Origin of the sequence: Pelorhabdus rhamnosifermentans, assembly GCF_018835585.1 — a bacterium.
GTDB classification, from domain to species: domain Bacteria; phylum Bacillota; class Negativicutes; order UMGS1260; family UMGS1260; genus Pelorhabdus; species Pelorhabdus rhamnosifermentans.
Map to the genome: position 1 here is coordinate 1 of NZ_JAHGVE010000041.1, position 25,280 is coordinate 25,280.

Genomic DNA, 25,280 nt, shown 5'->3' on the forward strand with positions numbered 1-25,280 from the left:
GAGTCGGCCGTGAAGGCCGTACTGGCTCGGGTACCAAAAGGAACAGAAGCTAAGAATGAACAGGCTTTTGAACTCGGTATGTCACTGGTAAAAGCGTAATCATTTTGCGGTTGCAGCAAGAACAAAGAGCAGGAGAATCGTAGTTATAGAGATTCTCCTGTTTTTTGTTGTGTTGGAGTTATATATCGGTTCAGTTAGTAGTTCGAAATTTGTGCGATGCGATTCTTTGCAGTTCAATAAAGGGTGTTTGTTTTTTTTAATACTATTAATATTTTTTTATAATAAATTACATCGTAATTATCGATTGCAAAGATAAAATTGAAGTTTTAAAATTTAGTTAATACCGATAATTTCGTAAATTACTTGCTTTCACTATTATCAATAATAATAGGAGGAATAAAAATGACAAAACAATTTTCTTTAGCTTATCTTACAGTGCTTGGCTGTCCGCCTCCCGAGATGACTTATATTGCTGCGCGGGCTGGCTATGATTTCGTCAGCCTTCGGCCTATTAATTTGGGACTGCCTGGTGAGCCTAATTATGCGTTGGACGAAAACAAGGATTTGATGCGGCAAACCAAAACAGCGATGGCTGATACAGGCGTTAAACTTCACGACATTGAATTGGCGCGCATTTATGACGGTGTCGATGTGAAAAAGTATTTGCCTGCTATGGAAGTTTCTGCCGAATTGGGTGGTCGCCATGTTCTTAGCAGTATCTGGACTGATGATCGCAATTTTGCGATTGAGCGTTTTTCCGAACTGTGTGATCAGGCCAAACAGTTCGGTCTGACGGTAAACCTTGAGTACGTTCCTATTGCCAGCGTATTTAATCTTGCGGGAGCACTTGATGTTCTTCGTACCGTAAAGCGTGAAAATGCTGGTCTTATGATCGATACGCATCATTTTCATCGCGCAGGTGACAAGGTTGAAGATCTAGATGCAGTGCCCCGCGAATGGTTCCATTTTGCACATCTTTGTGATGCTTCCGCGAAAATTCCGGCAGAGAAAGAAGAGATGACACGTATCCTTCGTGAGGCACGCTTGTATTGTGGTGAAGGCGGTATTGATATTGCGAGCATCTTAAATCGAATACCTGAGATTCCCTATTCAATTGAGCTACCTAATGTTGCGCGTGCGAAGGAATTGGGCTTTGGGGAACATGCGTGGCGTTGTTTGCAAACTGCCAAAGATTATTTTGCGGCTCATCCGCGTAAATGACTCTCTAACGCCATATAATGGTTGTGATAAGATGATTAAAAGTAAAATATCGTATTTACAAAGGACGTGTTTTTCTCTACCGTCCTTTGTTTTCTTTGTCAATTTTTTTGTGTGAGCAGAGAGGTTATAAGATATCGGTTTATAATGATTATAAGAGCAGGAATTTCTGATTATCAGGGGAAGTAAATTATTAGTAGATAAAAGAGGGTGTTTTTATGCAAAAAGCTGCATTAACGGTTGCTCCAAGTCAGACAGGTGCTGAAAAAGTGAATGATAAGATGAACATTTTATTCATGATTCGGGATAGGATTGCTTGTGCACTTGATGCTGAAGCTACTCGGATTGCAGTGGACTGTTCAATTATAGGGGAAAACGAAGAAATTCTTGTTGTAAAATATCGGGATAGTATTTTTGGCGAAAAAATTTTTACCAAAAAATTAAATAGTACAGCTGAATCTTACCAACAGAATTTTAAGCATGAAGTGTTAAAAGATTACGTGATGTGGTTTACGCGGTTTGGTTCTGTAGAACTTAAATTGGGTAAAACAAGTCATGAGGGAGCTGTTTTATTTCTGAAAGGATTAGAACGGGAAGAAGCAGAAAAGATTTCTTTTGGTCATGTATTCCCAGCCGAAAGCAGTACTCCTGATATATTGTTTGAAGCACATCGCATGAAAGCGCCGGACTATTATTGCAAGAAATTTGTTAAAACAGGTTTTTTGCAGCACTTTCCCGAAATTTCCTATGAGGCAGTTTTTTATATTGAAGGTGATAAAGTTAAATTACAGTATAATCCGTTGCTGATTCAATCGGATCAGGAGCAACGAATAGGTGCATATAGGGTACAGGAACGTTACGGTTTATGGTTATGTAAAAATTATATCCCTATAGAAAGAAAAAACCGCTGGATTATGAATCGAAATATTCGTTCTACAGATTTTCATGCATTTTTTAGTTGTGAAGGCTTATGTGTAGATGATGAACTGACATCGTGTAGCGATACGCCTAGTGCCATTTTGGAAGATATTAAAATAGAAATAAAGAAAATTATGGAAGAAATAGTGGCAAGTGATGATCAAATGCAATTTGAGTGGTTAATTTATTCCGTTTGTTCTGGCCTTTAAGATAATTAACGGGTGTCTATACCCTGATTGACTACTAATAGAAAAGGAACGAACAATCAAAATGAGATATGTTGCTGTTAAAGGATTAGAACAGTTGGTTTCGCAAATCGTTTTAGGTACTTCATTTTTTAGACCTGAAATAAAAGACTTAGTATTTGAAATACTGGATACCTATGTCGCACAGGGCGGTAATGTTTTAGATACATCGCGTGTTTATGGTGTGGGCCAAAGTGAACGCGCCATTGCCTTGTGGCTAAAAGCCAGAAATCGCAAGGATGTCATGCTAATTAGTAAAGGTTGTCATCACTATGTGGATCAAGAGGGTATTCATCATCCGGAGCAAAAGAGAGTAAGGCCGGAATTTATTACGGAGGATTTAAAATATAGTTTAGAAAATATGGGAACTGATTATTTCGATATGTTTTTGCTCCATCGTGACGATCCTTCTGTTCCTGTCGGAGAACTGATGGATACGTTGGAAGAGCATAAGCAGACCGGGCTTATTAAGACTTATGGCGTTTCAAATTGGTCTACGCAGCGAATGGACGAAGCCATTGCTTATACAAATAAAAAAGGCTATACAGGTATCGCCCTAAATAGTCCAAGTCTCAGTTTGGCCAAAGTGACCGAGAATCGTTGGGAAGGTGTTGTTTACGCAGATGACAAGTATATAGCTTGGCACGAGAAGACGCAATTACCACTTTTTTCATGGGCGGCTCAGGCTAGTGGCTTTTTTTATTTTGCAAGTCAATTTAAGCCTGGAGAATTTCCCAATCCTGACATCGCGCGAGTTTATTATAGTGAAGAAAATATGGAGCGCTTAAAAAGGGCTACTCAATTAGCAAAAAAAATAGGTAATGGGATTGAGGCGACCAATGTTGCTTTGGCGTATGTGTTAAATCAAGCATTTCCTATTTGTGCAGTAATAGGTCCGCAGAAACCGTTAGGGGTGCGTTCCAGCATAGCGGCGGCCGATATTTTATTAACTGAAGAGGAGCGGTTATGGCTTAATCTTCAGCGTTAAATCGTGCTTTTTTGGATAAGCGATTTACAATGTGTTATTGATGTAAGTCTGTTTAATTTATATTATACTGATAGACAAGTTTCTAACTATACGAAAAGGACAAAAGAGAAGTGAGTAGTGGTATTAATACTATTCGCTTCTCTTTTGTTCTTCTAATTTGTTTTTCAGGATTTATCCTATGGGGAGTTTCGTACTTATAAGAAAATTCGATTAATCGTCTCTGCATGTTAATTATAACGAAAACATAGATTGCGAATATTAAAATAAAACTATAAAATTCAGTTAATAATAAAAGCTTTGTGAAAATTTTAGAACAAGAAAGGGAAGGGTATTATGGAAGCACAATCAAGGACTATTATGGGGAAAATAGAAAACGCTGTAAAACCGACTAAAAGACGTTGGTTTATGTTAGGTCTTATTTGTATGGTTATTAGTCTCAATTATTTAGATCGAGGTAATCTTGCTGTAGCTGCACCAGTTATGCAAAAAGAATTGGGAATTAATGCAGCGACAATGGGTGTTTTATTTTCTGCTTTTGCCTGGTCTTACGCCTTTTGTCTTCCCTTTGCCGGCGCGCTTTTGGATAGATTTGGACCGAGAATTATGTTTACAGTTGCTATTGTCGGCTGGTCAGCTTCCACCTTTTGTATGGGTCTAACCAATAGTCTGACGAAGCTACTTGGAGTTCGGGCTTTCGTTGGTGTATTTGAAGCACCGATAATTCCAACAAATGTTCGCTGTGTTGCGGCGTGGTTTCCAGACAGGGAACGAGCCCTTGCTGTTGGAGCATACACTGGTATGGAGTATTTTGCATTAGGTTTTTTAACACCTTTGCTTTCCTGGGTACTTGTTACTTATGGCTGGCAAATGATTTTATGGTACTGGCGGCATCGGCATCGTAGTTGCTCTTATCTGGCACTATAATTATAAAGATCCTGCAGAGTGTTCCGATATGAACGAAGCAGAAATGAAGTACATCAAAGAAGGCGGCGCTTTAGTAGAAAGCGGTGTTGCACAAGGAAAGACTGTTTCGTGGAAAACCGTTGGTAAGCTATTCTGCCAGCGTAAACTGGTTGGCATGTTTATTGGTCACTTCTCGATCATGACGACTTTATTTTTCTTTTTGACTTGGTTTCCATCCTATTTAATTACTGCCAAAGGGCTTACAATTTTAAAAGGCGGTTTTTATGCCATGTTTCCGTTCCTAGTAGCAATTATTGGTTCCCTTGTTGGTGGCAAATGGTCTGATTGGATGACAGATCATGGTTACTCTAAGACTATTTCGCGTAAAACTCCTATTATTGCCGGCTTTTTCATGTCCGCAGTTATCATGGGCGCAAACTACTTTGATAATATTAATGGCGTAATAGCGTGCATGGCAGTTGCTTTTTTTGGTCAGGCTATGGCGTCAACCGTCACTGGCGCATTGTTATCTGATATTGCGCCAAAGGATCTCCTTGGGATTTCTGGCGGCTTACTGAATTTTATTGCCAATATCGGCAGTGCTACCTCGCCGATGATTGTTGGTTTTATCGTTCAAGGTACTGGCGGTTTTAATATGGCACTTGCTTATGTATCCCTTGTTTCAGTGTGTGGTATATGTGCCTATCTTTTTGTTCTTACTAAGGTCGAAAGAATCGTGTTGGATGAAGAATACTAAAATTGCTTTCTGTGCAGAAGTTGCACCTTTTGTATAGTTATAAGAAAATTCTATTAATCGTTTTCGACGGTTAATTATATTAAAACTATCGATTGCAAATATAAAGATAAAATTATAAAATTTAGTTAATAAAAATTATTTTGTTAATTTGGTTTTATTCAGTGAATTATTTCCGAATACTTGTTTTAAGGTTATCTTCAGTTTAAGAAAAATTGGAGCATAATAAAATGGATAAAGAGGCGGTGGGAGTGGGAAAACAAGGTGGCAAAATTAAAAATGAAGGCTATGGTTGTTAATATGAAAAAGATTAGGAGATGAGATGATGGATTCTTCATTAACTAAAGAAAATCAGGTATTACCTAACTTATCACATCAAAAACCAACCCGCGTCCGTTTTATGGTTTGTTTCCTTTTGTTTCTGGCAACTGCGATTAATTATCTTGATCGTACAAATATGGCGGTAGCTGCACCGGCTATTAAAGGGGAGCTTGGATTTGATGCGGCTACGTTAGGTCTTTTATTTTCTGGTTTTAGTTGGTCTTATGCGTTGATGCAATTACCTGGTGGCTGGTTTTTAGATCGTTTTGGGTCTAGAGTGACTTATACTGTTTCTTGTGGTTTATGGTCTTTATTTACTCTTCTCATGGGTTTCGGCAGAAGTGTTGCCGTTTTATTTGGCCTTCGTCTGGCTGTTGGATTTTCCGAAGCTCCCGCATTCCCAACAAACAGCCGTGTTGCTGCCTCCTGGTTTCCCAAGCAGGAACGTGCTACGGTAACTTCCATATACACTGCTGGTGAATATGTCGGTTTGGCTTTTCTTACGCCAGTATTGTTTTGGCTTTCAGCTACTTTTGGTTGGTCAAGTATTTTTTGGATTACTGGTATAATAGGTATTTTGTTTAGTGGCATATGGTATATGTACTATCGTGATCCTCAGAACAGCACCTCTGTAAATGAGGCTGAACTTGAGTACATTCGTCAGGGCGACGGTTTGGCAGATAAGACAGTTACTGGTGCAAAAATCAACTGGAAAGATTTAGGAGAACTTTTTAAACATCGCCAACTTTGGGGTATTTATATTGGTCAGTTTGCTACGAATTCTACGCTGATTTTTTTCTTAACTTGGTTTCCGACCTACTTGGTTGCGGAAAAACATATGCCCATGTTGAAAGCAGGTATTTATGCTTCCATTCCATATGCTGCTGCTTTTCTCGGGGTTCTTGTCGGAGGATATTGGTCTGATACGATGTTAAAGAAAGGTTATTCACTTTCCATTGCCCGTAAACTTCCGATTATTACGGGAGGGTTGGGGTGTTGCACCATTGTATTGGCCAATTATTCCAACGACTTTAATACGATTATTGCTATCATGTCCGTAGCTTTTTTTGCACAAGGTATGGCAGCACTTGGCTGGGTTATTGTTGGTGATGTGGCGCCTAGTAAATTAGTAGGGTTAGCAGGCGGTGTGTTTAACTTTTTTGCGAATCTGTCTGGTATTATTACGCCCATTGTAATCGGCTTCATTGTTCAGTCAACGGGGTCATTTACTGGTGCTTTAATATTTATGAGTTGCGTAGCTTTAGCTGGAGCTTGTTCTTATATTTTCCTTGTTGGAAAGATTAGTCGTATAGAGTTAGAACCTGTTAAAGAGTAAACAAAAATTTTTGAATGTACTAATTGGTCTCGCGTGGTATGTCGATTACCTTGATCCGGTGCAGTATAAAGGCGTCAATGCAGCCGCCTAGCTTGAATACATTCAGGCAGGCGGAAGCATTGGCGAAACTGTAGCTGCATCTGTTCTACTAAATTTCTTTGGGAAAATATAAATTATAAGGAGTGTTTTTCAATGGTTACAGTAGATACAAAATTAGTCGGTCTGTTAGGGGACCCGTTAAAACAAACTTTTTCACCACAAATGCACAATGAAACCTTTCAGAAATTAGATTTGGATTACTTTTATTTTCCAATTGAAGTAGGCAATGAAAAATTATTATCGGTTGTAACAGGTATCAAGAATATGCATTTTGCTGGATTTAATGTTACAAAACCAAATAAGATTAAAATTATGGAGTACTTAGATGAAGTAGATGAATTGGCAGAAAAGATCGGATCAGTCAATACTGTTGTTATAAAAGATGGTAAGTTAAAGGGATATAATACGGACGGCGAAGGTTTTGTCAAAGCTTATATGGATAAAACGACGGCTGATCTTAGTCAAACCACTTTTTTTGTCTTTGGCGCTGGCGGTGCTGCACGGGCTGTATGTTCAACTTTAGCTTTTAAAGGAGCAAAAAAAATATATATAACCGATAAGATTAGTCAAGCAAGTAAATCTTTAGTCAATGATATTAATACGAATATAGCTCCCTGTGCCGAAGTTGTCCCTTTTGGTCAAAAAGCGTGTCCGCAATATATCGCCAAGAGCAATGTGCTTATTAATGCCTCAGGTGTAGGTATGTATCCTCATCTAGGCGAGAGCCCAATAGGCAAGGAGGTTTTGCGTAAGGATTTATTTGTTATTGATTGTACTTACAATCCGGATAAAACACAATTACTGCTCGATGCTGAAGAATGTGGCTGCAAAATTATGAATGGATTAGGTATGTGTATTAACCAAGGGGCCAAGGCATTTTCCTTATGGACAGGCGTTGAAGAACCTACTGCTATGATGAGCGAGACAATTGCTAAAATTGTTTCAGGCAATAAATAAAAGTTTTATCGTAATATAGCTCACAGAGTTAACCTTTCTGTCGAATGTAGTACTACACAACATTCAACGTGGGTTCCTGTGAGCTATTACCATCTTAGTCTGTTTGAATGTAGATAACGCATACACGCGTGAAATATTTAATTTTATCAATAGTGTGCTAATATTGGCTACAAATTAATTTGGAGGTGTATGTAGATGAGAAAGAAATTAATGATATTTTTGTTAGTAATTAGTTGTACACCCCTTGTTTTAGTATTCCTTCTTTCTACTTATTTATTTAGTAATATAGTTCATTCAGATTATTTATTATCAAGTCACTCCCAAGTAGAAAAATTGCAGTTGGAAGTACAGAATTTAATTGCAAAACAGCTTGACATATTAAAAATGTCGGCTAAAACGCCACAGATACGTTCTTTTGATGCGCAAGCATCTAAACCGTTTCTTGTCGAGATTTCTCAAACATATCCGATGCTGTTACCCATTGTTGTAGATACTCAGGAGGGGAAGCAAATAGTAAAAAGTGATGATTCCAAGCTTTTCCCAGACATTAGTGATCGTAAATTTTTTCAATATGCGCTGAAGGGACAAACAGACGTTGTATCAGAAACGTTGGTTAGCAAGGATAATAATCATTTAATTATTGTATTGGCAACACCAATATATTTGACAGATAGTACGAATATTGCAGGTGTTTTGCAGGGTACAATTGATTTGGATATGCTGATTAATATGGTAATAGAGAAATCAAGTGATAATAGTATTTTTTACATTGTAGATCGTGAGGGAAAGGTGATTGCCCATCCGAAACGTGAATTAGTTGAAAAACGTATGGATTTGTCAAATGTTAATTTTATTCAACAAGGCTTGAAAGGTGAAACTGGAACAGTAGATATAAAAGATGAGCAAGATGTTCGTAAAATTGTTAATTATTCATATGATCCAATAACGGGATGGGTTATTGTACATGAAACCCCCGCTTCTGTTTTGTCAGAAAAGATACGACAATTAACGCTAACAAATGCTGCTATTCTAATTGTTACTATCTTTCTGGTAATATTAATCGGATATTTTTCGGCCAGTCGAATGATTCGGCCTCTGAGAATGATTCTTGATGAATGTATGCTGTTATCACAGGGCGATCTTAGATATCGTGAAAGGAAAATAGTTGAAAAAGATGAAATCGGATTATTAGCAAAGGGTTTTTATGAAATGCGATCCAAATTAAATGTCTTAATTCTGTCAGTTAAAGCGCAATCAGAACAAGTGGCTTCATCAAGTGAACAGTTAACAGCCAGTTCTTATCAATCAGCAGAAGCATCGGATCAAATAGTCCATTCTATTAATCAAATTGCAGAGGGTATTGAAAAACAAGCTTCTGCAACAGCACAAATGGTTACAATATCGAAAGAATTATCCAGTAGTACAGAACGAATTGCGAATACAACTCAGGCTGTTTCTCAAATAGCGGATATTACTTCACAGGATGCTATCAATGGTAAAGTTTCTTTACAGAATGCCATGGAACAAATGAAAAAAATTGGTAAAGGTTCAGAAGATATTCAAAGTGCCATTGCAGAGCTTGCTGATGGTTCTCAGGAAATTAATGAAATTGTCAATCTTATTTCTACTATTTCTCGTCAAACAAATTTGCTTGCATTAAATGCTGCAATTGAAGCAGCACGTGCTGGTGAGCATGGGCATGGTTTTGCGGTGGTAGCTGAAGAAGTAAGAAAGTTGGCTGAGGAATCCAATCAGGCGGCTCTAAAAATCGGGAAATTAATTCAAAAAAATCAAATGAATATGAATCAGGCGGTTAATGTAACGCAAGCTGGTGTAGAAGGCATAAAATCGGGCATGATCATAGTCGATTCTGCGGGAGAGACATTTGAAAAAATTGCTGAATCTGTTGTCGATTTATCTAAACATATTTATCAGATATCACATTCCATTACACAAATAGCTTCGCATGGCCAAGCATTGTTAGCCTCAACAAATACCGTTGATCATATAATTAAGGAAAATGTTGCTGAAACACAAACGATTTCCGCTGCGATGGAAGAACAATCCGCATCAATGGAAGAAATTGCTGCTTCTAGTCAGAATTTATCTAATTTGTCCCGTAACTTGGAAGAGGCCGTTGCGAAGTTTAAAGTTTAGTTTTAGATTTTAATAGCAAGGAAAATTAATGCAGGTTTGCATCTTGGGGCAGAGTTTAAGTATATTGATAAGATGGTCAGGCAGACTTATGGGGTTATTTGGTTCTGGCATGATATGGAACAATTTGCAGCACTTGAAAAATCCGGCGAGGGATATTATTCTAGTCATAATAGGAAGGGGGTTATCGTTGCTGCTAAAATAAAAATTAGGGGTGATAGCTTAAATTCATTTATTTGTTTTGCTGCGTATTTTGACAGCGTTTTAATACATAATCACGGAAAGCTGCAACGGCAGGCGTATAATGCGAACGTTTTAAGAGGGCCATAGCGACATGCTTTTTGATCGGTTTTGCTAATCTGATGATGGAAACTTTTGTTGAGGTATTGGCAAGTAACATTCCTAAAGGAAAGAATCCGATACCCATTCCATCACTTACTAATGCCAGACTTGTTTCAGAGTGACTGCTTTGACAAACGATGGTCGGCGTAAATCCTGCGTCGCGGCATGCTTTTAAATAAATTTTATGGATACTTTGATCAGGACTGGGGAAGATAAAATTTTCTTTCGATAGTTCGGACAAATCAACGACTTTTTTTGTTGCTAGTGGTGACGAGCTAGTGGTAGCAAGGACAAATTCATCATCTCCTAAGGGATAATAGACAATATCTGCATCATCATCAAGCTCAGGAGGAGTAAGTAGAGCGGTGTCAATTTCAGAGGTACGTAACATTTCGGCTAGATGATAACTGCCATTTAGCGCGATATCTAAGTATAAACCAGGAAACAAATTATGAAAGGATGTAATGAGCGAAACAAAGCCAATATTTTCTAACGTAGTAATGGCTCCGATGTGCAGAGTTCCTTTGGTGAGCCCTACATGTGCTTGCATACATTGCTTGGATAATTCGATTTCAGCTAATATTTTCTTAGCATAAGAAATAAATTCCAGGCCCGCTGGAGTAGGATTGACAAAACGAGTGGTTCGCTCAAATAGCTTTATGCCTAGTTCTTCTTCGAGTTTGGTGATTTGTTGTGATAATGAAGATTGAGCAACACAAATTTCTTCAGCAGCGTGTGTAAAGTGTCGGTGTTTAGCAACTTCAACAATATATTGTAATTGATGAATTTCCATCAACGCACCTCCTAATTATTCTTTATTACATATAAATTATATCACAATTATCGATTGCAAATATATAAAAAACATTATAAAATTTAGATAGTTCCAATAATTGAATAGGATCTGGATTTGAAGGAGGACAAAGTGTGAAAAAAAATTTAATTGGTGAAGGAAAGCAACCGCTTATCTGTACCCCGTTAGTCGGAAAGACTGAGAAAGAAATTGGTAATGAATTAAAAAAAATTCTCGTCAAAAAGCCTGACATTATTGAATGGCGAGTAGATTTTTTTGAGAATATTCATGATTCAGCGAAGACAGTAGCCTTAGCAAATCATTTGAAAAAGGTCATTGGGGATATTCCCATGATTTTTACTATAAGATCTATTCGTGAAGGAGGCCAGCCAATTTCCTTATCAGATAAGGAAGCTATTGAATTAAATGTGGAAATATGTAGAAATACGACTGTTGAATATGTAGATTGTGAACTGAGTAATGAATCTGAGTATATTCGTTATCTTAGAAAGGTAGCTACTGAGCAGGGTACAAAAATCATTGGTTCTTTTCATAATTTTGAATGTACACCAAGTGCTAAGATATTATCACAAAAATTTACAGAGGCAGATCAATATCAGCTTGATGTTGCTAAAGTAGCAGTGATGCCACAAACATTGGAAGATGTCCTAATTCTATTTGAGGCTACGTTGGCAGCGAAAAACCGCTTAACCATACCACTCATTACGATGTCGATGGGCAAGTACGGTGCAATTAGTAGAATTGTTGGTGGTGTTTTTGGTTCTGCACTTAGTTTTGCAGTAGGAGACAAAAGTTCGGCTCCCGGCCAAATTCCGATTGAAGATTTGCGCATGGCCTTTGACATTGTCGAGCGGTCAATGTCCGGGGAATAAATCCAGTAATTGGATCATTATCACGATCATTTGCAATTATTTTGAATTTAGTAGGGGGAATGAACATGAAAGATTTAGTATCCAACCAATTGATAAAGTATTTGGAAAGACGAGGTATTAAACATATTTTTGGTCTGTGCGGTCATACGAATATTGCATTCTTGGCTGCATTATCGAAGAGTGAAAAAATTCGCTATATTAATGTGAGACATGAACAAATCGCTTCTCATGCTGCTGATGGCTATGCCCGGGTTACCAAGAAAGCTTCTGTTGTTTTAAGTCACCTTGGGCCAGGTCTGACAAATGCAGCTACAGGCGTAGCCAATGCTGCTCTGGATTCAATTCCAATGGTTGTGATTGCCGGAGATGTTCCTTCACATTATTTTGGCAAGCATCCGCATCAGGAAGTGAATTTGCATGCTGATGGAGATCAATGGGAAATTTATCGGCCTTTTGTTAAGCGTGCTTGGCGCGTAGATAGTGCTCATTTATTGCCGGAAATCATGGAAAAAGCTTTCGCTTTAGCTGAATCCGGTCGTCCTGGACCGGTACTTGTTGATGTGCCCATGGATATTTTTTCGAAAGAAATTGATGTAGCATTATTTGAAAAATATGATCAGAATACGAAAGTTCTTTGTAAACCATCAATTGATGATGAATTGGCAGCTAAAATTATTAAAATATTGGCTGCAGCGAAGAATCCGCTGATTTACATTGGTGGTGGTATCATGTTGGCTGATGCTGCTAAGGAACTACGGGAATTTGTTGATCACATGGGGATTGCTGTTGCTCATACACTAATGGGTAAAGGCACTATGCCTGATGATCATCCGCTTACATTGGGTATGACAGGCTTTTGGGGAACGAAGTTTATTAATGATAAGTGCAAAGCAGCCGATTATATTTTAGGGCTGGGGACAAGTTTTAAAGAAGCCGATTGCAGTTCTTGGTACCCTGAGTTTACCTTTAATTTCCCGCCAACTAAGCTCATTCAGATCGATATTGATCCCAGCGAAATTGGGCGCAATTACCCCGTTGAAATTGGTGCTGTCGCGGACTTGAAGCAGGCGCTTACCGTTCTTAATCGTGTAGCGAAACAGCTTTTTCCCAAGGGCAAACAAAATAAAGCACTTGAACAAGAAATCGCAGCATATAAAAAAGAATTTAAGGCCAGCAATAAGAAGTTCGAAGAAAGCAATGATTTTCCCATGTGTCCGCAGCGTATTCTAGCTGACTTGCGGGAAGTTCTACCCAAGGATGCCATCATTACAACAGATGTAGGCTGGAATAAAAATGGTGTAGGTCAGCAATTTCCGATTTATGAACCAGGTACATTTATTACTCCGGGAGGCTATGCCACCATGGGATTTGGGTCACCAGCCGCTTTAGGGGCTAAAGTTGCGGCTCCTGATAAAGTTGTCGTGTCACTTATTGGTGACGGTGGTTTTGGTCAGAATCCAGCAGTATTGGCTACAGCAGCGATTGAGCATATTCCAGCCATTTTCGTTATTATGAATAATCGTGCTTTCGGTACGATTGCAGGGTTGGAAAAAGCGCATTATGATACGACATTTGGAACTTTATTTGAGAAAGACGGAGAATCTTATTCACCCGATTACGCAGCCATTGCCAGAGCCTATGGTGTAGAAGGAATAAAAATTGAAAAGGCGGCTGACTTCAAGCCTGCTTTAGCTAAGGCGATTACCTTGAATAAACCCGTCGTCCTTGATGTTTCCATGCTGAATAATCCAGTTCCAACTGCTGGACATTGGAATATTATGGACATCTATTCTCCTGGTAAAAAAGTTCATCATGTAAGTACGAACTGATCAAAAGTAAAGAAGCAAACAAAAAGCAGCTGCAATGTTTAATTATGACCAAACATTGCAGCTGCTTTTTTGTTGGATTTATTATTTTATGTTTTATTCTTGTGCCATGGCAATGAAATACTTATGAATTCGGTCGTCGCCCGTTAACTCAGGATGAAAGGCTGTTACAAGCAACTTGTCTTGGCGGGCGATAACGATTTTATCTTTTACATTGGCTAGGACCTTAACATTTGCTTCTGCCTGTTCAATCCAGGGGGCGCGAATGAATACGGCGCGTATCGGTTCTGGGCCAAACTCAGGAACCGTTAAATCGGCTTCAAAGCTTTCCGTTTGTCGGCCAAAGGCGTTACGTTGGACAGTAATATCCATGAGACCCAATCGTGGCTGGTCGCTGTCACGAATTGTCTTGGCTAGTAAGATGAGACCCGCACAGGTGCCGTATATTGCCATACCTTGGGCGGCCCGTTCTTTGATCTTGTCCATGAGTCCCCAGTCCACCAGGAGTTTGCCAATGGTAGTACTTTCACCACCAGGCAGAATTAAGCCGCTTATTTCATCCAGTTCACTGGCTTTTCTAATTTCCATTGCTATAGCGCCACAGCGATTAAGCATGGCACAATGCTCACGGAAAGCACCTTGCAAGGCTAACACGCCAATTTTCATTTTTCCATCCCTCGTTTCAGCTGTCTGTATTTAAGGTGCACTCCCACGCTGTCAGTGGGAGTGCACCTTGATTTTACCAGCCGCGTTCTTGCATGCGTTCGCTATCTGGAATATCAGAAATATTAATCCCCACCATAGCTTCGCCTAAATCACGTGATACCTCGGCAAGTACTTTGGGATCATTGTAATAAGTTGTTGCAGCGACAATGGCCTTGGCGCGTTTGGCTGGATCGCCTGACTTAAAGATGCCTGATCCAACGAAGATACCATCGCAGCCAAGATGCATCATGAGAGCGGCGTCAGCAGGTGTGGCAATACCACCTGCTGCGAAATTAACAACAGGCAATTTGCCAAGCTTTTTTGTTTCGACAACTAAATTTAGCGGAGCGCCAATATTTTTCGCAAAAGTAAATACTTCTTCATCAGATAAATTTTGTAGCTGTCTGATCTCGCTCATGACCATGCGAATGTGTTTGACTGCTTCCACGACATTGCCTGTGCCTGGTTCACCTTTGGTACGTATCATAGCCGCGCCTTCACCAATGCGGCGCAGTGCTTCGCCTAAATTTCTTGCTCCGCACACAAAAGGCACTTTAAAGTCATGTTTGTTGATGTGATATTTATCATCGGCAGGTGTTAAAACTTCACTTTCATCAATGTAGTCGGCGCCGAGTGATTCAAGTATTTGTGCTTCCACGAAATGACCGATTCTAGCTTTAGCCATAACAGGGATACTAACCGCTGCCATAATTTTTGTGACAATCGTCGGATCTGCCATGCGAGCCACGCCGCCGGCAGCACGAATATCAGCAGGTACGCGTTCCAAGGCCATGACGGCGCAAGCGCCCGCTTCTTCTGCAATTTTTGCTTGCTCAGGTGTGACAACATCCATAATGACGCCGCCTTTTAGCATTTCAGCTAGACCTGCTTTTACCCGAAAAGTTCCTTGTTCCATAATGAATTCCTCCTAGAATTGTTGTTATTATTTAAGACTGTGTCTCAGCATAGAGCTTTTCTAGTGTCTGTCCCAGTCTTTGAATACCTTCGATAATTTCTGCTTCATTGAGCTTGGAAATGGATAGACGAAGGTAGGTATCTTTTGTTTCAGAAGAAAAAAACTGATCACCAAATTCTACCTGAATGCCATGGGAGGTAAATAGCTTATCCAATTTGTCTTCAGATAAAACCGGAAATTTTAATTTGAGCCAAATAAGATAGCCGCCACTTGGTTCTTTCCATTCAGCCCACTCTGGCAGGATATGATGACGAAGAGCTGTAAGGACTGTTTGCATGCGTTTCCGGAAGAAACGGTGCATTTTATTGACATGGCGATCATAGTAGCCATGTTGACAGAATTCGTAAACCCCCGCTTGCAAGATCATACTGGAAGATAAATCACTAAAACTACGAATAGCCATCAGGCGTTCAATGCATTCTTTTTCTGCCGCCACCCAACCAATACGAATACCAGGAAAAAGTACCTTGGAAAAAGTTCCGCAGTAGATGACTAAATGCTGCTTATCCATGGATTTAATGGGTAAGATGACTCGACCAAAATATTTCATTTCTTCTTCAAAGCCATCTTCTAAAATGGGAATGCCATGAGTTTTACAGAGTGAAAGCAAACGCTCGCGATGAGACTGACTGGTACTGACACCCGTTGGATTTTGAAAGTTCGGCATGGTATAGACTAAGGATGGATGTTCTTTGTCTAATTTGTCTGCCAAAATCGCAAGATCCATTCCATCGGCGCGTATCGGGATTTCAATGGGTTTTAGACCGCAAAACTTTAAGAGTGGAATGATTTCTTTATAAGTAGGTGATTCAATGGCGACTGATTTTCCTGGTGCGGCCAACATACGAAAGACTAAATCAATGCCTTGCTGCAATCCGTTGGTAATGAGAATTTCATCGGATGTGACGGAAATGCCGTGACTTTGCAAGTGATGGGCAATATATTCACGTAATGGAAAAAAACCGGCTCGATCTCCATAGCCAAGAATGGATATGCCCTGGGCTTTAATGGCTCGGTTTAAACAAGAACGGAATGTTTCAAGCGGAAAGAGTCGGCAATCCATATCCATACTGCTAAAATTGATCATATGAAGATTTTCTTGTTGGCCCATTGGTGATTGGAAATTGCAGTTCGTTTGCCAAATAGCTGTACTTGCGGCTGAAGCTGTGTGATTCCAGTCAATCAGACCTTTTTCTGTGCGATTATCCGCTGTGGCGATCTGCATGCGTTCTCGTACACGCGGACATGAGCCGGGTCTAATATCAACGAACCCGAGTGCCCATAATTCTTGATAAGCATTGGCGACAGTTGAACGGTGAATCCCCAGGCTGTTCGCCAAGCGGCGCGTCGAAGGGAGTTTTTCGCCCGGAAGCAGTAGGCGCTGTTCAATTTTTTCACGGATTTGTTCCAGAATTTGCTGATACTGGGGTTTATGAATTTTTTCGTCTAGTTCCAAGAGTAGCATGAAAAACCTCCTGCAGGAAGGATCATTCTGATGTAACCATACCTTGAATCTGGTATGACGTCAACGACCAGTTTATTCATTTTTAATCCGACCAGTTTATTCAGAGGAGAATGGAAGTGAAATTTTAGGATTTTCTATCAAAATAGGTGTTGAATTTATAGCAAAGATACTTTATGATGAAAGAAAAGAATAAGTGTCAGTAATTTGACATAAGCAAAGACGCTTTATGTGGACGGCTTTTACTTCACATAGAAGCGTCTTTTTTTATTAAATAGGAGATGTTCAAGGGAGGAATCATAGCATGACTTCTTTTTTCGAAAATAGGGATCAGTTACAATCTTACTTGAATCATAACCAGCATGAAGCGGTTATCGATCTCTTTCAACGACTTCTTGCGGCTTATGATTTGCAGCAGGCCAGATTGGAGGCCCTGCTTGATACGGTCAATGAAGCCGTATGTATGATTGATGAAGCGGACCATGTTGTTGTGTGGAATCAGCGAGCGGAAAATTTATATGGCATTCATGCGAGTGAAATTTTGCATCAGCCTCTTGAACGATTTTTTTCTAATTTAATGCTAAGTAGAGTAATGAAAGAACATCAATCCGTTGATGAACAGTATCATGTGCCCTGTCCGGATAAACATGTACTCATTAATGCCAGACCGGTAAATTTAGAACAACAGGTCGTCGGTGCTGTCTGCTGTGAACGGGATATTACGGAAGTTGTCCAATTAAATCAGAAGTTATCCAAAACGCATGAGGAAGTGCAATCCTTAAAGAAACGAATTGATAAAATTGTTACGCAAAGCGATGCTTTTTCCGCTATCTACGGTCATAGTCAGGCGATTCATGACGCCATTGATATGGCTCGGCGTGTTGCTCCGACAGGTGTCCCTGTTTTGTTACGCGGTGAAAGCGGTACAGGAAAAGAATTGTTTACCCGGGCTATTCATGAAGCAAGTCAGCTTAAGGGCCCCTTTATTGCCATCAACTGCGGTGCTATTCCGGCTAATTTATTTGAAAGCGAATTGTTTGGCTATCAATCCGGCGCTTTTACAGGGGCCGATCGAAAAGGAAAAGCCGGTTTATTGGAAAAGGCCAACGGCGGCACGCTACTCCTGGATGAAATCGGTGATATGCCAAAAGACATGCAGGTTAAGTTACTCAGAATGTTACAGGAAAAATCATTCTATCGCGTAGGTGGCAGTCAGGCCATTCAGGTGGACGTCAGGATTATTGCTGCTACGCATCAAGATTTAGAAGAAATGATTGATCGTGGCGATTTTCGCGAAGATCTTTATTATCGTTTAAATGTCGTGGCTATCCTGTTACCTTCGTTGCGTGAACGGTTAGATGATATCCCCGAGCTTGTTCAGCGAGGACTTCATTATTATAGTACGTTGCATGAAAAGCAAATCAGTAAAATTGATCCTGCTTTAATAACAACATTCATTCAATATCGTTGGCCAGGCAATATTCGTGAACTACTGAATGTGTTGGAACGATTGGTTATTTTAGCTGATAGTGACACACTCGGCATGGAGAATTTACCTCACAACTTACTGCATTCCGTATTGTCAACAGAACAATCCGTTCAGTTTAGCAAGGAAGATCGCTTGTCAACTGTGACAACAACAGTAGAACGGGACGTTATTGCGAGAGTATTAGAAGAAGTTCATTATAATAAGGCCAGTGCAGCCAAGCAACTGGGGATTCCCCGGAGCACTCTTTATTATAAAATGGAACGATTAGGCCTTCGCTGTCAGTAAATTGACGGGAGTGTCAGAAATTAGACGGTTTGTTAGGCGGTTTTTAATAACCTTTTCTTGACTCTTATCCTTTGATAACGGGCGAAACGGACTGTGTGACTATATTTAATCTCATTTTACAAATTAATTTTAAAAATTGGCACGTTCCTTGCATTAGTATGAGTCAGGAGGTGTTTAGCTTGAGAATAGTCAATCATCCAATATTGACCTTTCCGCAACAAGAGAAGGTAAGCTTTACTTTAAACGGCCAGGACATGGAAGGGGTAGCGGGTGAACCGATTGCGGCGGCACTTCATGCGGCAGATGTGAAAGTTTTGAGTCATAGTCATAGTGCGCATCGTCCGCGCGGTATTTTTTGTGCCATTGGCAATTGTTCATCCTGTTTGATGACAGTAGACGGTATTCCAAATGTACGAGTATGTGTGGAGCCCCTTCGTGCTGGTATGGCAGTTGAAACCCAGGTAGGAAAGGGGAAAATCTTATGATAGCAGCGGAAATTTTGGTTATTGGTGCCGGTCCGGCTGGTTTGATGGCGGCGATTGAGGCAGCCAAGGCTGGAACTAAGGTATTGCTTGCTGAACGTTCTGACCATTTCGGTGGCCAACTCATTAAACAAACGCATAAGTTTTTTGGCTCAAAAGCCGAATTTGCTGGCGAAAGAGGCATAAATATTGCTGAAAAATTGCTGAAATGGAGTGAAGAACTCCCGAATATTACGCTGTGGAAAAATGCGGTCATTCTTGGCATTTATCCCGATGGAGTTGTTACTCTTTCTCATGATGGTAAATTCCAGACAGTAAAACCGAAAAAAATTATTGTTGCTACAGGGGCTGCGGAAAAAACAATGGCCTTCCCGAATAATGATTTACCTGGTATTTATGGCGCGGGTGCAGTTCAAACCTTGATGAATGTACATGGCGTATTGCCCGGTAAGCGCATGCTCATGGTAGGGGCTGGTAACATTGGTGTTATTGTTGCTTATCAATTGTTGCAGGCTGGTGTCGATGTTGCTGGAATTGTTGAAGCTGCACCGAAAATTGGTGGTTATTTTGTGCATGCAGCGAAACTTCAACGCTACGGCGTACCTATTTATACCTCTCATTCCATCAAATCGGCGCATGGCAGCGACTGTTTGCAAGGTGTTACAATTTGCAAATTAGATCAACATTGGCGGCCCGTTGAGGGCAGTGATCAATATATCGAAGTCGATGGACTTTGTTTGGCTGTGGGGCTGACGCCGCTGACTGAGCTGCTTTGGCAGGCAGGCTGTAAAATGCAGTTTGTCAGTGAGCTTGGCGGCTATGTTCCGCTGCGAGACACACAAATGTTGACAACAAATCAGAATATTTATATTGCCGGTGATGTGGCGGGTGTGGAAGAAGCTTCAGCAGCGATGGTTGAAGGCAAGATTGCCGGAATGAATGCGGCGGCTGCACTGGGGTATCAAACGGATTCCTTTGCGGCAAACGCCGCAGTTGCTAAGGAGCAATTAAGTGCTCTTCGCTCCGGCCCGGCGAGTGCCAAGGTTTGTGCAGGATTAAGCAAAGTTGTTTTAGAGGAGGTGTGCTAGATGGTAAACAATGAAGCACTGCTTCCGACAAAGGAACGCTTGGCTAAGGGACCTGTAGCAGTATTTGAATGTATGCAGCAAATTCCCTGCAATCCTTGTGCCGATGCCTGTCCGCAAGGGGCTATTACGGTAAAAAAAATCAATGACTGTCCAACACTCGATGCAGAACGTTGTAACGGGTGCGGGAATTGTATGACCCATTGCCCCGGGCTATCGATTTTTGTTGTCGATGTTACGTACGGTGAGGACCAAGCCTTAGTCAAAATTCCTTATGAGTTTTTTCCTTTGCCAAAATCGAATGAAATAGTGGATGCTTTAAATCGCAGTGGAAAATGTGTGGGTACAGCGAAAGTTGTGCGCGTTCAGCAATCGCCCAATAAAACGAATGTCATTTGGCTTTCCTTGCCAACAGAACTAGCTATGGATGTTCGGGGTCTGCGCTTGCATAAGGAGGAAAATCATGAATCAGAATGATAAAGATACCATTATTTGTCGCTGTGAAGACGTTACACTAGGTGATATTCGGGATCGCATTGCGCGCGGCGAACATAATTTAGAAGAAATTAAGCGCTCTTGTCGGTGCGGAATGGGACCTTGTCAAGGCCGAAATTGTACGCCTTTGATTGCGAAAGAGATTGCTGCTGCAACAGGTAAGCCCCTTGAAGAGATTGCTTTGCCGACTTTTCGTCCTCCCACCACTGCCATCAAAATGTCAGCACTCTTAGGGGTGAAAAAAGATGATTAAGTCAGCAGATATCGTTGTGATCGGTGGCGGTGTTGTAGGTTGCTCTACGGCCTATAATTTAGCCAAACTCGGTGCAGGAAAAGTCGTTGTTTTAGAAAAAAAATACCTTGCAAGCGGATCAACGGGGCGTTGTGGCGCAGGCATGCGAGTGCAGTGGGGGACAGAGACGAATTGTCTTTTGTCGAGGGAAAGTGTCAAGATGCTTTCGCACTTGCCGGAAATGCTTGATGTAAATATTGATATTGAATTTCATCAAAGCGGCTATTTGCTGCCGGCTTATACGGAAAGCATGGTTGAACAGTTTAAAAAGAACCTCGTTTTGCAAAATTCCCTTGATATCCATGCGAAGTGGCTGACGCCGGAAGAATGTCTTGATGTCGTACCTTTTATGAGTCTTAAAGGAGTACTTGGCGCAACATTTTGTGCTGAAGATGGCCACTGTAATCCTTTTAAGGTAACGGAAGCTTATGCTACAGCAGCCAGAAATTTAGGCGTTGAAATTTATACCAATACAGAAGTACTCAATATTGAGTCTAAAAACGGAAAAATTCTTTCTGTCCATACAGCAAGCGGTGATATTGCTACAAATACCATCGTTAATGCAGCTGGCGGTTATTCGAAGCAAGTGGGACGCATGGTTGGCGTTGAATTGCCGATTTTCCCTGAGCGTCATGAAATACTTGTGACAGAACCTGTGGAACCGACGCTGGGTCCCATGGTCATGAGTTTTTATCATAACCTTTATTGTCAGCAAAGTCCTCACGGTAGCTTTATTATGGGGCTTGGTCATCCCAATGAGCCTGAAACATTTAATATAAAATCCAGCTGGCAGTTTTTATGTGATATGGCTGAGCGCGTAGTAGAAATATTGCCGCCGCTTGCCAGGCTGAATGTCATTCGTCAATGGGCCGGCTTATATGATATGTCTCCTGACCGTACTCCGATTCTTGGTAATACTCCCGCGATGGAACGCTTTTTCACTGCTGCCGGATTTAGTGGACATGGCTTTATGATTTCACCTATTACAGGTCAGTTAATGGCTGAAATCGTGCTGGGCAAACCCACTACTTTCCCTACGCAAATGTTTGATGCCGGACGGTTTGAACGCGGTGAATTATTTAAAGAACCGCTTGTTGTCTAATCAAATTTAAAATAGGGAAGCGAGGAAAAAAAGATGGTAATTGAATATAAGAATGAGCCTTTAACTGATTTTAGCATTCCCGCTAATAAAGCAGCGATGGAAAAGGCGCTTAAGGCAGTCAATACAGCCAAGGGGACCCATTATCCCTTGGTTATTGGTGGTCAAAAGATTGATGTGGAAGCAAAGATTACGTCCATTAATCCTTCGAATACTTCTGAAATTATTGGGACGACAGCGAGGGCTAACAGTGATTTGGCTGAAAAGGCTGTTGAAGCTGCAGCACAAGCTTTTAAGTCATGGCAGTATGTTTGTCCGGCTGAACGCGCACGTTATTTATTTAAAGCGGCTGCAATCATGCGTAGAGAAAAATTTGATTTTTCCGCTTTGCTTGTTGAAGAAGCAGGGAAAAATTGGGTGGAAGCCGATGCGGATACAGCAGAAGCTATTGACTTTTTGGAATATTACGCGCGTCAAATAGGGAAATATACCAAAGGAATGGAAGTTTATTCCTATCCCGGTGAAGAAAATGAATGTGTCTATATTCCCCTTGGCGTAGGCGTTGTTATTCCGCCATGGAATTTTCCTTTGGCTATTTTGACAGGCATGACAGCAGCAGCTGTTGTGGCAGGGAATACGGTTGTGATGAAACCGGCCAGTGCGACTCCGATTATTGCTGCAAAGTTTATGGCATTATGGGAAGAAGTCAGTTTGCCGGCAGGTGTTGTAAATTATCTGCCTGGCAGTGGCGGAACGATTGGGGATTATTTAGTTTCTCATCCTAAGGTGCGGTTTATTAACTTTACAGGTTCAAAAGAAGTCGGTTTGCGTATAAATAAACTAGCAAGTGAATTAGCGCCTGGCCAAAAATGGTTGAAACGGGTCATTGCCGAAATGGGCGGAAAAGATGCTATGATTGTTGATAGTGAATCCGATATTGAGGCAGCTGCTCAGGACATTGTGACGGCAGCCTTTGGGTTCCAGGGACAAAAATGCTCCGCTTGTTCGCGGGCGATTGTTGTGAAAGACGTATACGATGCTGTCGTGGCGAAAATAGTTGAAAAAACCAAGGCATTAAAAGTGGGTCCGGCTAGCAATCCTGCTGTGAATTTAGGCCCTGTGATTGATGAGAATGCTTACAAGAAAATTTTAAGCTATATTGAAATTGGCAAGTCCGAAGGGAAGCTTGTCTGTGGTGGCAGTAAAGCGGGCAGTTATGGCTATTTTATTGAGCCAACCGTTTTTGCTGATATTAAACCCGCTGCCAGACTAGCCAACGAAGAGGTTTTTGGACCTGTTCTGGCTGTGATTCCAGCCGAGGACTTTGAACAGGCTCTGGCTATTGCCAATGATACCGAATACGGTCTTACTGGCGCAGTCTTTTCCAATAACCGTGCGAAGTTAGAACAAGCGCGTCGTGAATTCCAGGTGGGTAACCTTTATTTTAATCGCAAATGCACAGGTGCATTAGTGGGTGTCCAGCCTTTTGGCGGGTTTAATCTGTCTGGCACTGATTCTAAAGGCGGCGGTACGGATTATTTACCGCTTTTCATGCAAGCAAAATCGATTTGTGAAAAACTTTGAATAAAAAGCGATTATTATAAAATAATGATTGCAAAATTCACAGAAATCAGGTAATATAGTAACAACAATATAAGATAGTGAAGCGAAGACGCTTTGAACAAGTTCATTCTTGTTCAAGGTGTCTTTTTTCGATTATGGGGAGGTGATTGGGTACTAGCGGGTTTTATCATATGCAATGCTAATAAAAAGGGGGACTCACAGTGTTGAAAAAGAGTTATGTGAAATGGGCAAGCGCCCTTGCCTGTATGACCTTGTTTACAGGACTTTTAGCCGGATGTGGTGGAAGTGATAGTAAAGATATTAAAGTTGGTGTTGTATATGAAATGACAGGAAATACGGCATCGTTTGGAACTTCTGCTGCCAATGGTGCGAAATTGGCGTTCAAAGAAATTAATGCCAAGGGCGGTGTTCTTGGCAAACAAATTCAAACGGTTATTGCTGATAATAAAGGTGAGCCATCTGAATCAACCAATGCCATGACGAAAGTAATTTCTCAGGATAAAGTTGTTGCTGTTACGGGTTTTACGACAAGTTCAAATGGCATCGCTGCTTCAACAGTTGCTGAAGCAAGTAAAATTCCTTTCGTTGCTGCTGCAACGACGAACCCGAAAGTAACGCAAGATGAAAATACCGGTAAGGTTAAAAATTATACTTTCCGTGTATGTTTTATCGATCCTTTCCAAGGCACCGTGGCTGCGAACTTTGCGTCCAATACCTTAAAAGGCAAGAATGCTGCAATTATGGTTGATAATTCCAGTGACTATAGTAAAGGTTTATCGCAATTCTTTAAAGCGGCATTTACGAAGAACGGCGGAAAGATTGCCATTGAAGAAGCGTATTTACAGAATGACCAAGATTTTAAAACCATTTTGACTACGATTAAAGCGGCAAATCCGGATGTCATTTATGTACCTGGCTATTATAATGAAGTGGGTAAAATTATTAAGCAAGCAAGAGAACTTGGTATTACCGTACCGTTTGTTGGCGGCGATGGCTGGGATTCTCCTAAATTAGCTGAAATTGCCGGAGCTGCTGCTCTGAATAATACATTTATGACAAATCATTATTCTGTCGAAGACAAGAGTCCTAAATCCAAAGCGTTTGTAGATGCTTATCAAAAAGAATATGGTCAGGTGCCAGATGCAATGGCTGTTCTTGGCTATGATGCGGCTTATGTTTTAGCTGATGCCATTACACGGGCAGGCAGTGCTGAACCGGAAAAAATTCGCGAAGCTCTTGCTGCTACGAAAGACTTCCAAGCTGTAACGGGTTCGCTAACAATTAATGAAAGTCATGATGCTGTTAAGAGTGCTGTTATTCTTGAATTCAAAGATGGTAAACAAACGTATAGAGAAACAATTAAACCCTAATATAAGTAATTTTATTAGAAAATGTGAAGTGCTTTGATGCGGTTGATTCCGGCATTCTGTTACAGAATGTCGGAAGCCGCCTTTTTTACGGGGCATCATCACACGAATTCGGTTTAAATTTTAATGAAAATAATTGGAGGGAAGGGCGTATGGATTCACTACTGCAACAATTTGTACAACAGTTAATCAACGGAATTTCATTAGGTAGC

General features: G+C 40.7%; 21 protein-coding genes and 1 pseudogene. 18 read left to right on the forward strand and 4 right to left on the reverse strand.

Annotated elements, in window-relative coordinates; all coding sequences use genetic code 11:
• Positions 1 to 402 precede the first annotated feature (402 nt).
• From Ga0466249_RS24360 to Ga0466249_RS24395, 8 genes and pseudogenes are all read left to right on the forward strand, one after another.
• Positions 403 to 1,221, forward strand: a complete 819-nt coding sequence (locus tag Ga0466249_RS24360; protein WP_215832100.1) for a sugar phosphate isomerase/epimerase family protein — start codon at positions 403 to 405, stop codon at positions 1,219 to 1,221.
• Between the two features lie 215 nt (positions 1,222 to 1,436).
• Positions 1,437 to 2,345, forward strand: coding sequence for a hypothetical protein (locus Ga0466249_RS24365; RefSeq protein ID WP_215832101.1), 909 nt, complete (start codon positions 1,437 to 1,439; stop codon positions 2,343 to 2,345).
• A gap of 61 nt (positions 2,346 to 2,406) precedes the next feature.
• Positions 2,407 to 3,369, forward strand: a complete 963-nt coding sequence (locus Ga0466249_RS24370; protein WP_215832102.1) for an aldo/keto reductase — start codon at positions 2,407 to 2,409, stop codon at positions 3,367 to 3,369.
• Positions 3,370 to 3,849: 480 nt separating this feature from the next.
• Positions 3,850 to 4,564, forward strand: a pseudogene (locus Ga0466249_RS27915) (MFS transporter); the annotation flags it as partial.
• 135 nt (positions 4,565 to 4,699) lie between these two features.
• The gene (locus Ga0466249_RS27920) at positions 4,700 to 5,029 is read left to right on the forward strand and encodes an MFS transporter (RefSeq protein WP_376769321.1); all 330 of its coding nucleotides are present in this window, start codon (positions 4,700 to 4,702) and stop codon (positions 5,027 to 5,029) included.
• A 319-nt stretch (positions 5,030 to 5,348) separates the two neighbouring features.
• Positions 5,349 to 6,683 (forward strand): MFS transporter, encoded by a 1,335-nt coding sequence (locus tag Ga0466249_RS24385; protein ID WP_246589026.1) that lies wholly within the window; start codon positions 5,349 to 5,351, stop codon positions 6,681 to 6,683.
• A 192-nt stretch (positions 6,684 to 6,875) separates the two neighbouring features.
• The gene (gene aroE / locus Ga0466249_RS24390) at positions 6,876 to 7,739 is read left to right on the forward strand and encodes a shikimate dehydrogenase (protein ID WP_215832104.1); all 864 of its coding nucleotides are present in this window, start codon (positions 6,876 to 6,878) and stop codon (positions 7,737 to 7,739) included.
• A gap of 195 nt (positions 7,740 to 7,934) precedes the next feature.
• Positions 7,935 to 9,896 carry a methyl-accepting chemotaxis protein gene (locus Ga0466249_RS24395; RefSeq protein WP_215832105.1) on the forward strand — a complete coding sequence of 654 codons (1,962 nt, stop codon included), beginning with the start codon at positions 7,935 to 7,937 and terminating at the stop codon, positions 9,894 to 9,896.
• Between the two features lie 229 nt (positions 9,897 to 10,125).
• On the opposite strand, the gene Ga0466249_RS24400 is transcribed toward Ga0466249_RS24395, so the two are convergent.
• A complete protein-coding gene (locus Ga0466249_RS24400; RefSeq protein ID WP_215832106.1) occupies positions 10,126 to 11,028 on the reverse strand; it encodes a LysR family transcriptional regulator in 903 nt (300 codons plus the stop codon).
• A 134-nt stretch (positions 11,029 to 11,162) separates the two neighbouring features.
• Between Ga0466249_RS24400 and aroD the strand changes: the two genes are divergently transcribed.
• Both aroD and Ga0466249_RS24410 read left to right on the forward strand, forming a co-directional pair.
• Entirely contained in the window at positions 11,163 to 11,921 is a 759-nt protein-coding gene (gene aroD / locus Ga0466249_RS24405; protein ID WP_215832107.1) for a type I 3-dehydroquinate dehydratase, read from the forward strand.
• 65 nt (positions 11,922 to 11,986) lie between these two features.
• Complete coding sequence (locus Ga0466249_RS24410) at positions 11,987 to 13,750, forward strand: thiamine pyrophosphate-binding protein (RefSeq protein ID WP_215832108.1); 1,764 nt, start codon at positions 11,987 to 11,989, stop codon at positions 13,748 to 13,750.
• A gap of 93 nt (positions 13,751 to 13,843) precedes the next feature.
• Here the strand turns inward: Ga0466249_RS24410 and pdxT are convergent, their stop codons facing one another.
• The 3 genes from pdxT to pdxR all read right to left on the reverse strand — a co-directional run bounded on the left by pdxT (position 13,844) and on the right by pdxR (position 16,893).
• The gene (gene pdxT, locus Ga0466249_RS24415) at positions 13,844 to 14,413 is read right to left on the reverse strand and encodes a pyridoxal 5'-phosphate synthase glutaminase subunit PdxT (protein WP_215832109.1); all 570 of its coding nucleotides are present in this window, start codon (positions 14,411 to 14,413) and stop codon (positions 13,844 to 13,846) included.
• A 73-nt stretch (positions 14,414 to 14,486) separates the two neighbouring features.
• Entirely contained in the window at positions 14,487 to 15,368 is an 882-nt protein-coding gene (gene pdxS, locus Ga0466249_RS24420) for a pyridoxal 5'-phosphate synthase lyase subunit PdxS (RefSeq protein WP_215832110.1), read from the reverse strand.
• A gap of 31 nt (positions 15,369 to 15,399) precedes the next feature.
• Entirely contained in the window at positions 15,400 to 16,893 is a 1,494-nt protein-coding gene (gene pdxR / locus Ga0466249_RS24425) for a MocR-like pyridoxine biosynthesis transcription factor PdxR (protein WP_215832111.1), read from the reverse strand.
• Positions 16,894 to 17,194: 301 nt separating this feature from the next.
• Between pdxR and Ga0466249_RS24430 the strand changes: the two genes are divergently transcribed.
• The 8 genes from Ga0466249_RS24430 to Ga0466249_RS24465 all read left to right on the forward strand — a co-directional run bounded on the left by Ga0466249_RS24430 (position 17,195) and on the right by Ga0466249_RS24465 (position 25,071).
• Positions 17,195 to 18,664: a sigma-54 interaction domain-containing protein gene (locus tag Ga0466249_RS24430; protein WP_215832112.1), complete on the forward strand. Its 1,470-nt coding sequence runs from the start codon at positions 17,195 to 17,197 to the stop codon at positions 18,662 to 18,664.
• Positions 18,665 to 18,834: 170 nt separating this feature from the next.
• Complete coding sequence (locus tag Ga0466249_RS24435; protein WP_312889831.1) at positions 18,835 to 19,149, forward strand: (2Fe-2S)-binding protein; 315 nt, start codon at positions 18,835 to 18,837, stop codon at positions 19,147 to 19,149.
• The gene (locus Ga0466249_RS24440) at positions 19,146 to 20,234 is read left to right on the forward strand and encodes an NAD(P)/FAD-dependent oxidoreductase (protein ID WP_215832114.1); all 1,089 of its coding nucleotides are present in this window, start codon (positions 19,146 to 19,148) and stop codon (positions 20,232 to 20,234) included. Before Ga0466249_RS24435 ends, Ga0466249_RS24440 begins: the two co-directional genes overlap by 4 nt.
• Complete coding sequence (locus Ga0466249_RS24445; protein WP_215832115.1) at positions 20,235 to 20,708, forward strand: 4Fe-4S dicluster domain-containing protein; 474 nt, start codon at positions 20,235 to 20,237, stop codon at positions 20,706 to 20,708.
• Positions 20,695 to 20,979 carry a (2Fe-2S)-binding protein gene (locus Ga0466249_RS24450; RefSeq protein ID WP_215832116.1) on the forward strand — a complete coding sequence of 95 codons (285 nt, stop codon included), beginning with the start codon at positions 20,695 to 20,697 and terminating at the stop codon, positions 20,977 to 20,979. The genes Ga0466249_RS24445 and Ga0466249_RS24450 overlap by 14 nt, the downstream gene beginning before the upstream one ends.
• A complete protein-coding gene (locus tag Ga0466249_RS24455) occupies positions 20,972 to 22,120 on the forward strand; it encodes an NAD(P)/FAD-dependent oxidoreductase (protein WP_215832117.1) in 1,149 nt (382 codons plus the stop codon). Before Ga0466249_RS24450 ends, Ga0466249_RS24455 begins: the two co-directional genes overlap by 8 nt.
• A 33-nt stretch (positions 22,121 to 22,153) precedes the next feature.
• Positions 22,154 to 23,701, forward strand: coding sequence for an L-glutamate gamma-semialdehyde dehydrogenase (gene pruA / locus Ga0466249_RS24460; protein ID WP_215832118.1), 1,548 nt, complete (start codon positions 22,154 to 22,156; stop codon positions 23,699 to 23,701).
• 245 nt (positions 23,702 to 23,946) lie between these two features.
• The gene (locus tag Ga0466249_RS24465) at positions 23,947 to 25,071 is read left to right on the forward strand and encodes an ABC transporter substrate-binding protein (protein ID WP_215832121.1); all 1,125 of its coding nucleotides are present in this window, start codon (positions 23,947 to 23,949) and stop codon (positions 25,069 to 25,071) included.
• Positions 25,072 to 25,280 lie beyond the last annotated feature (209 nt).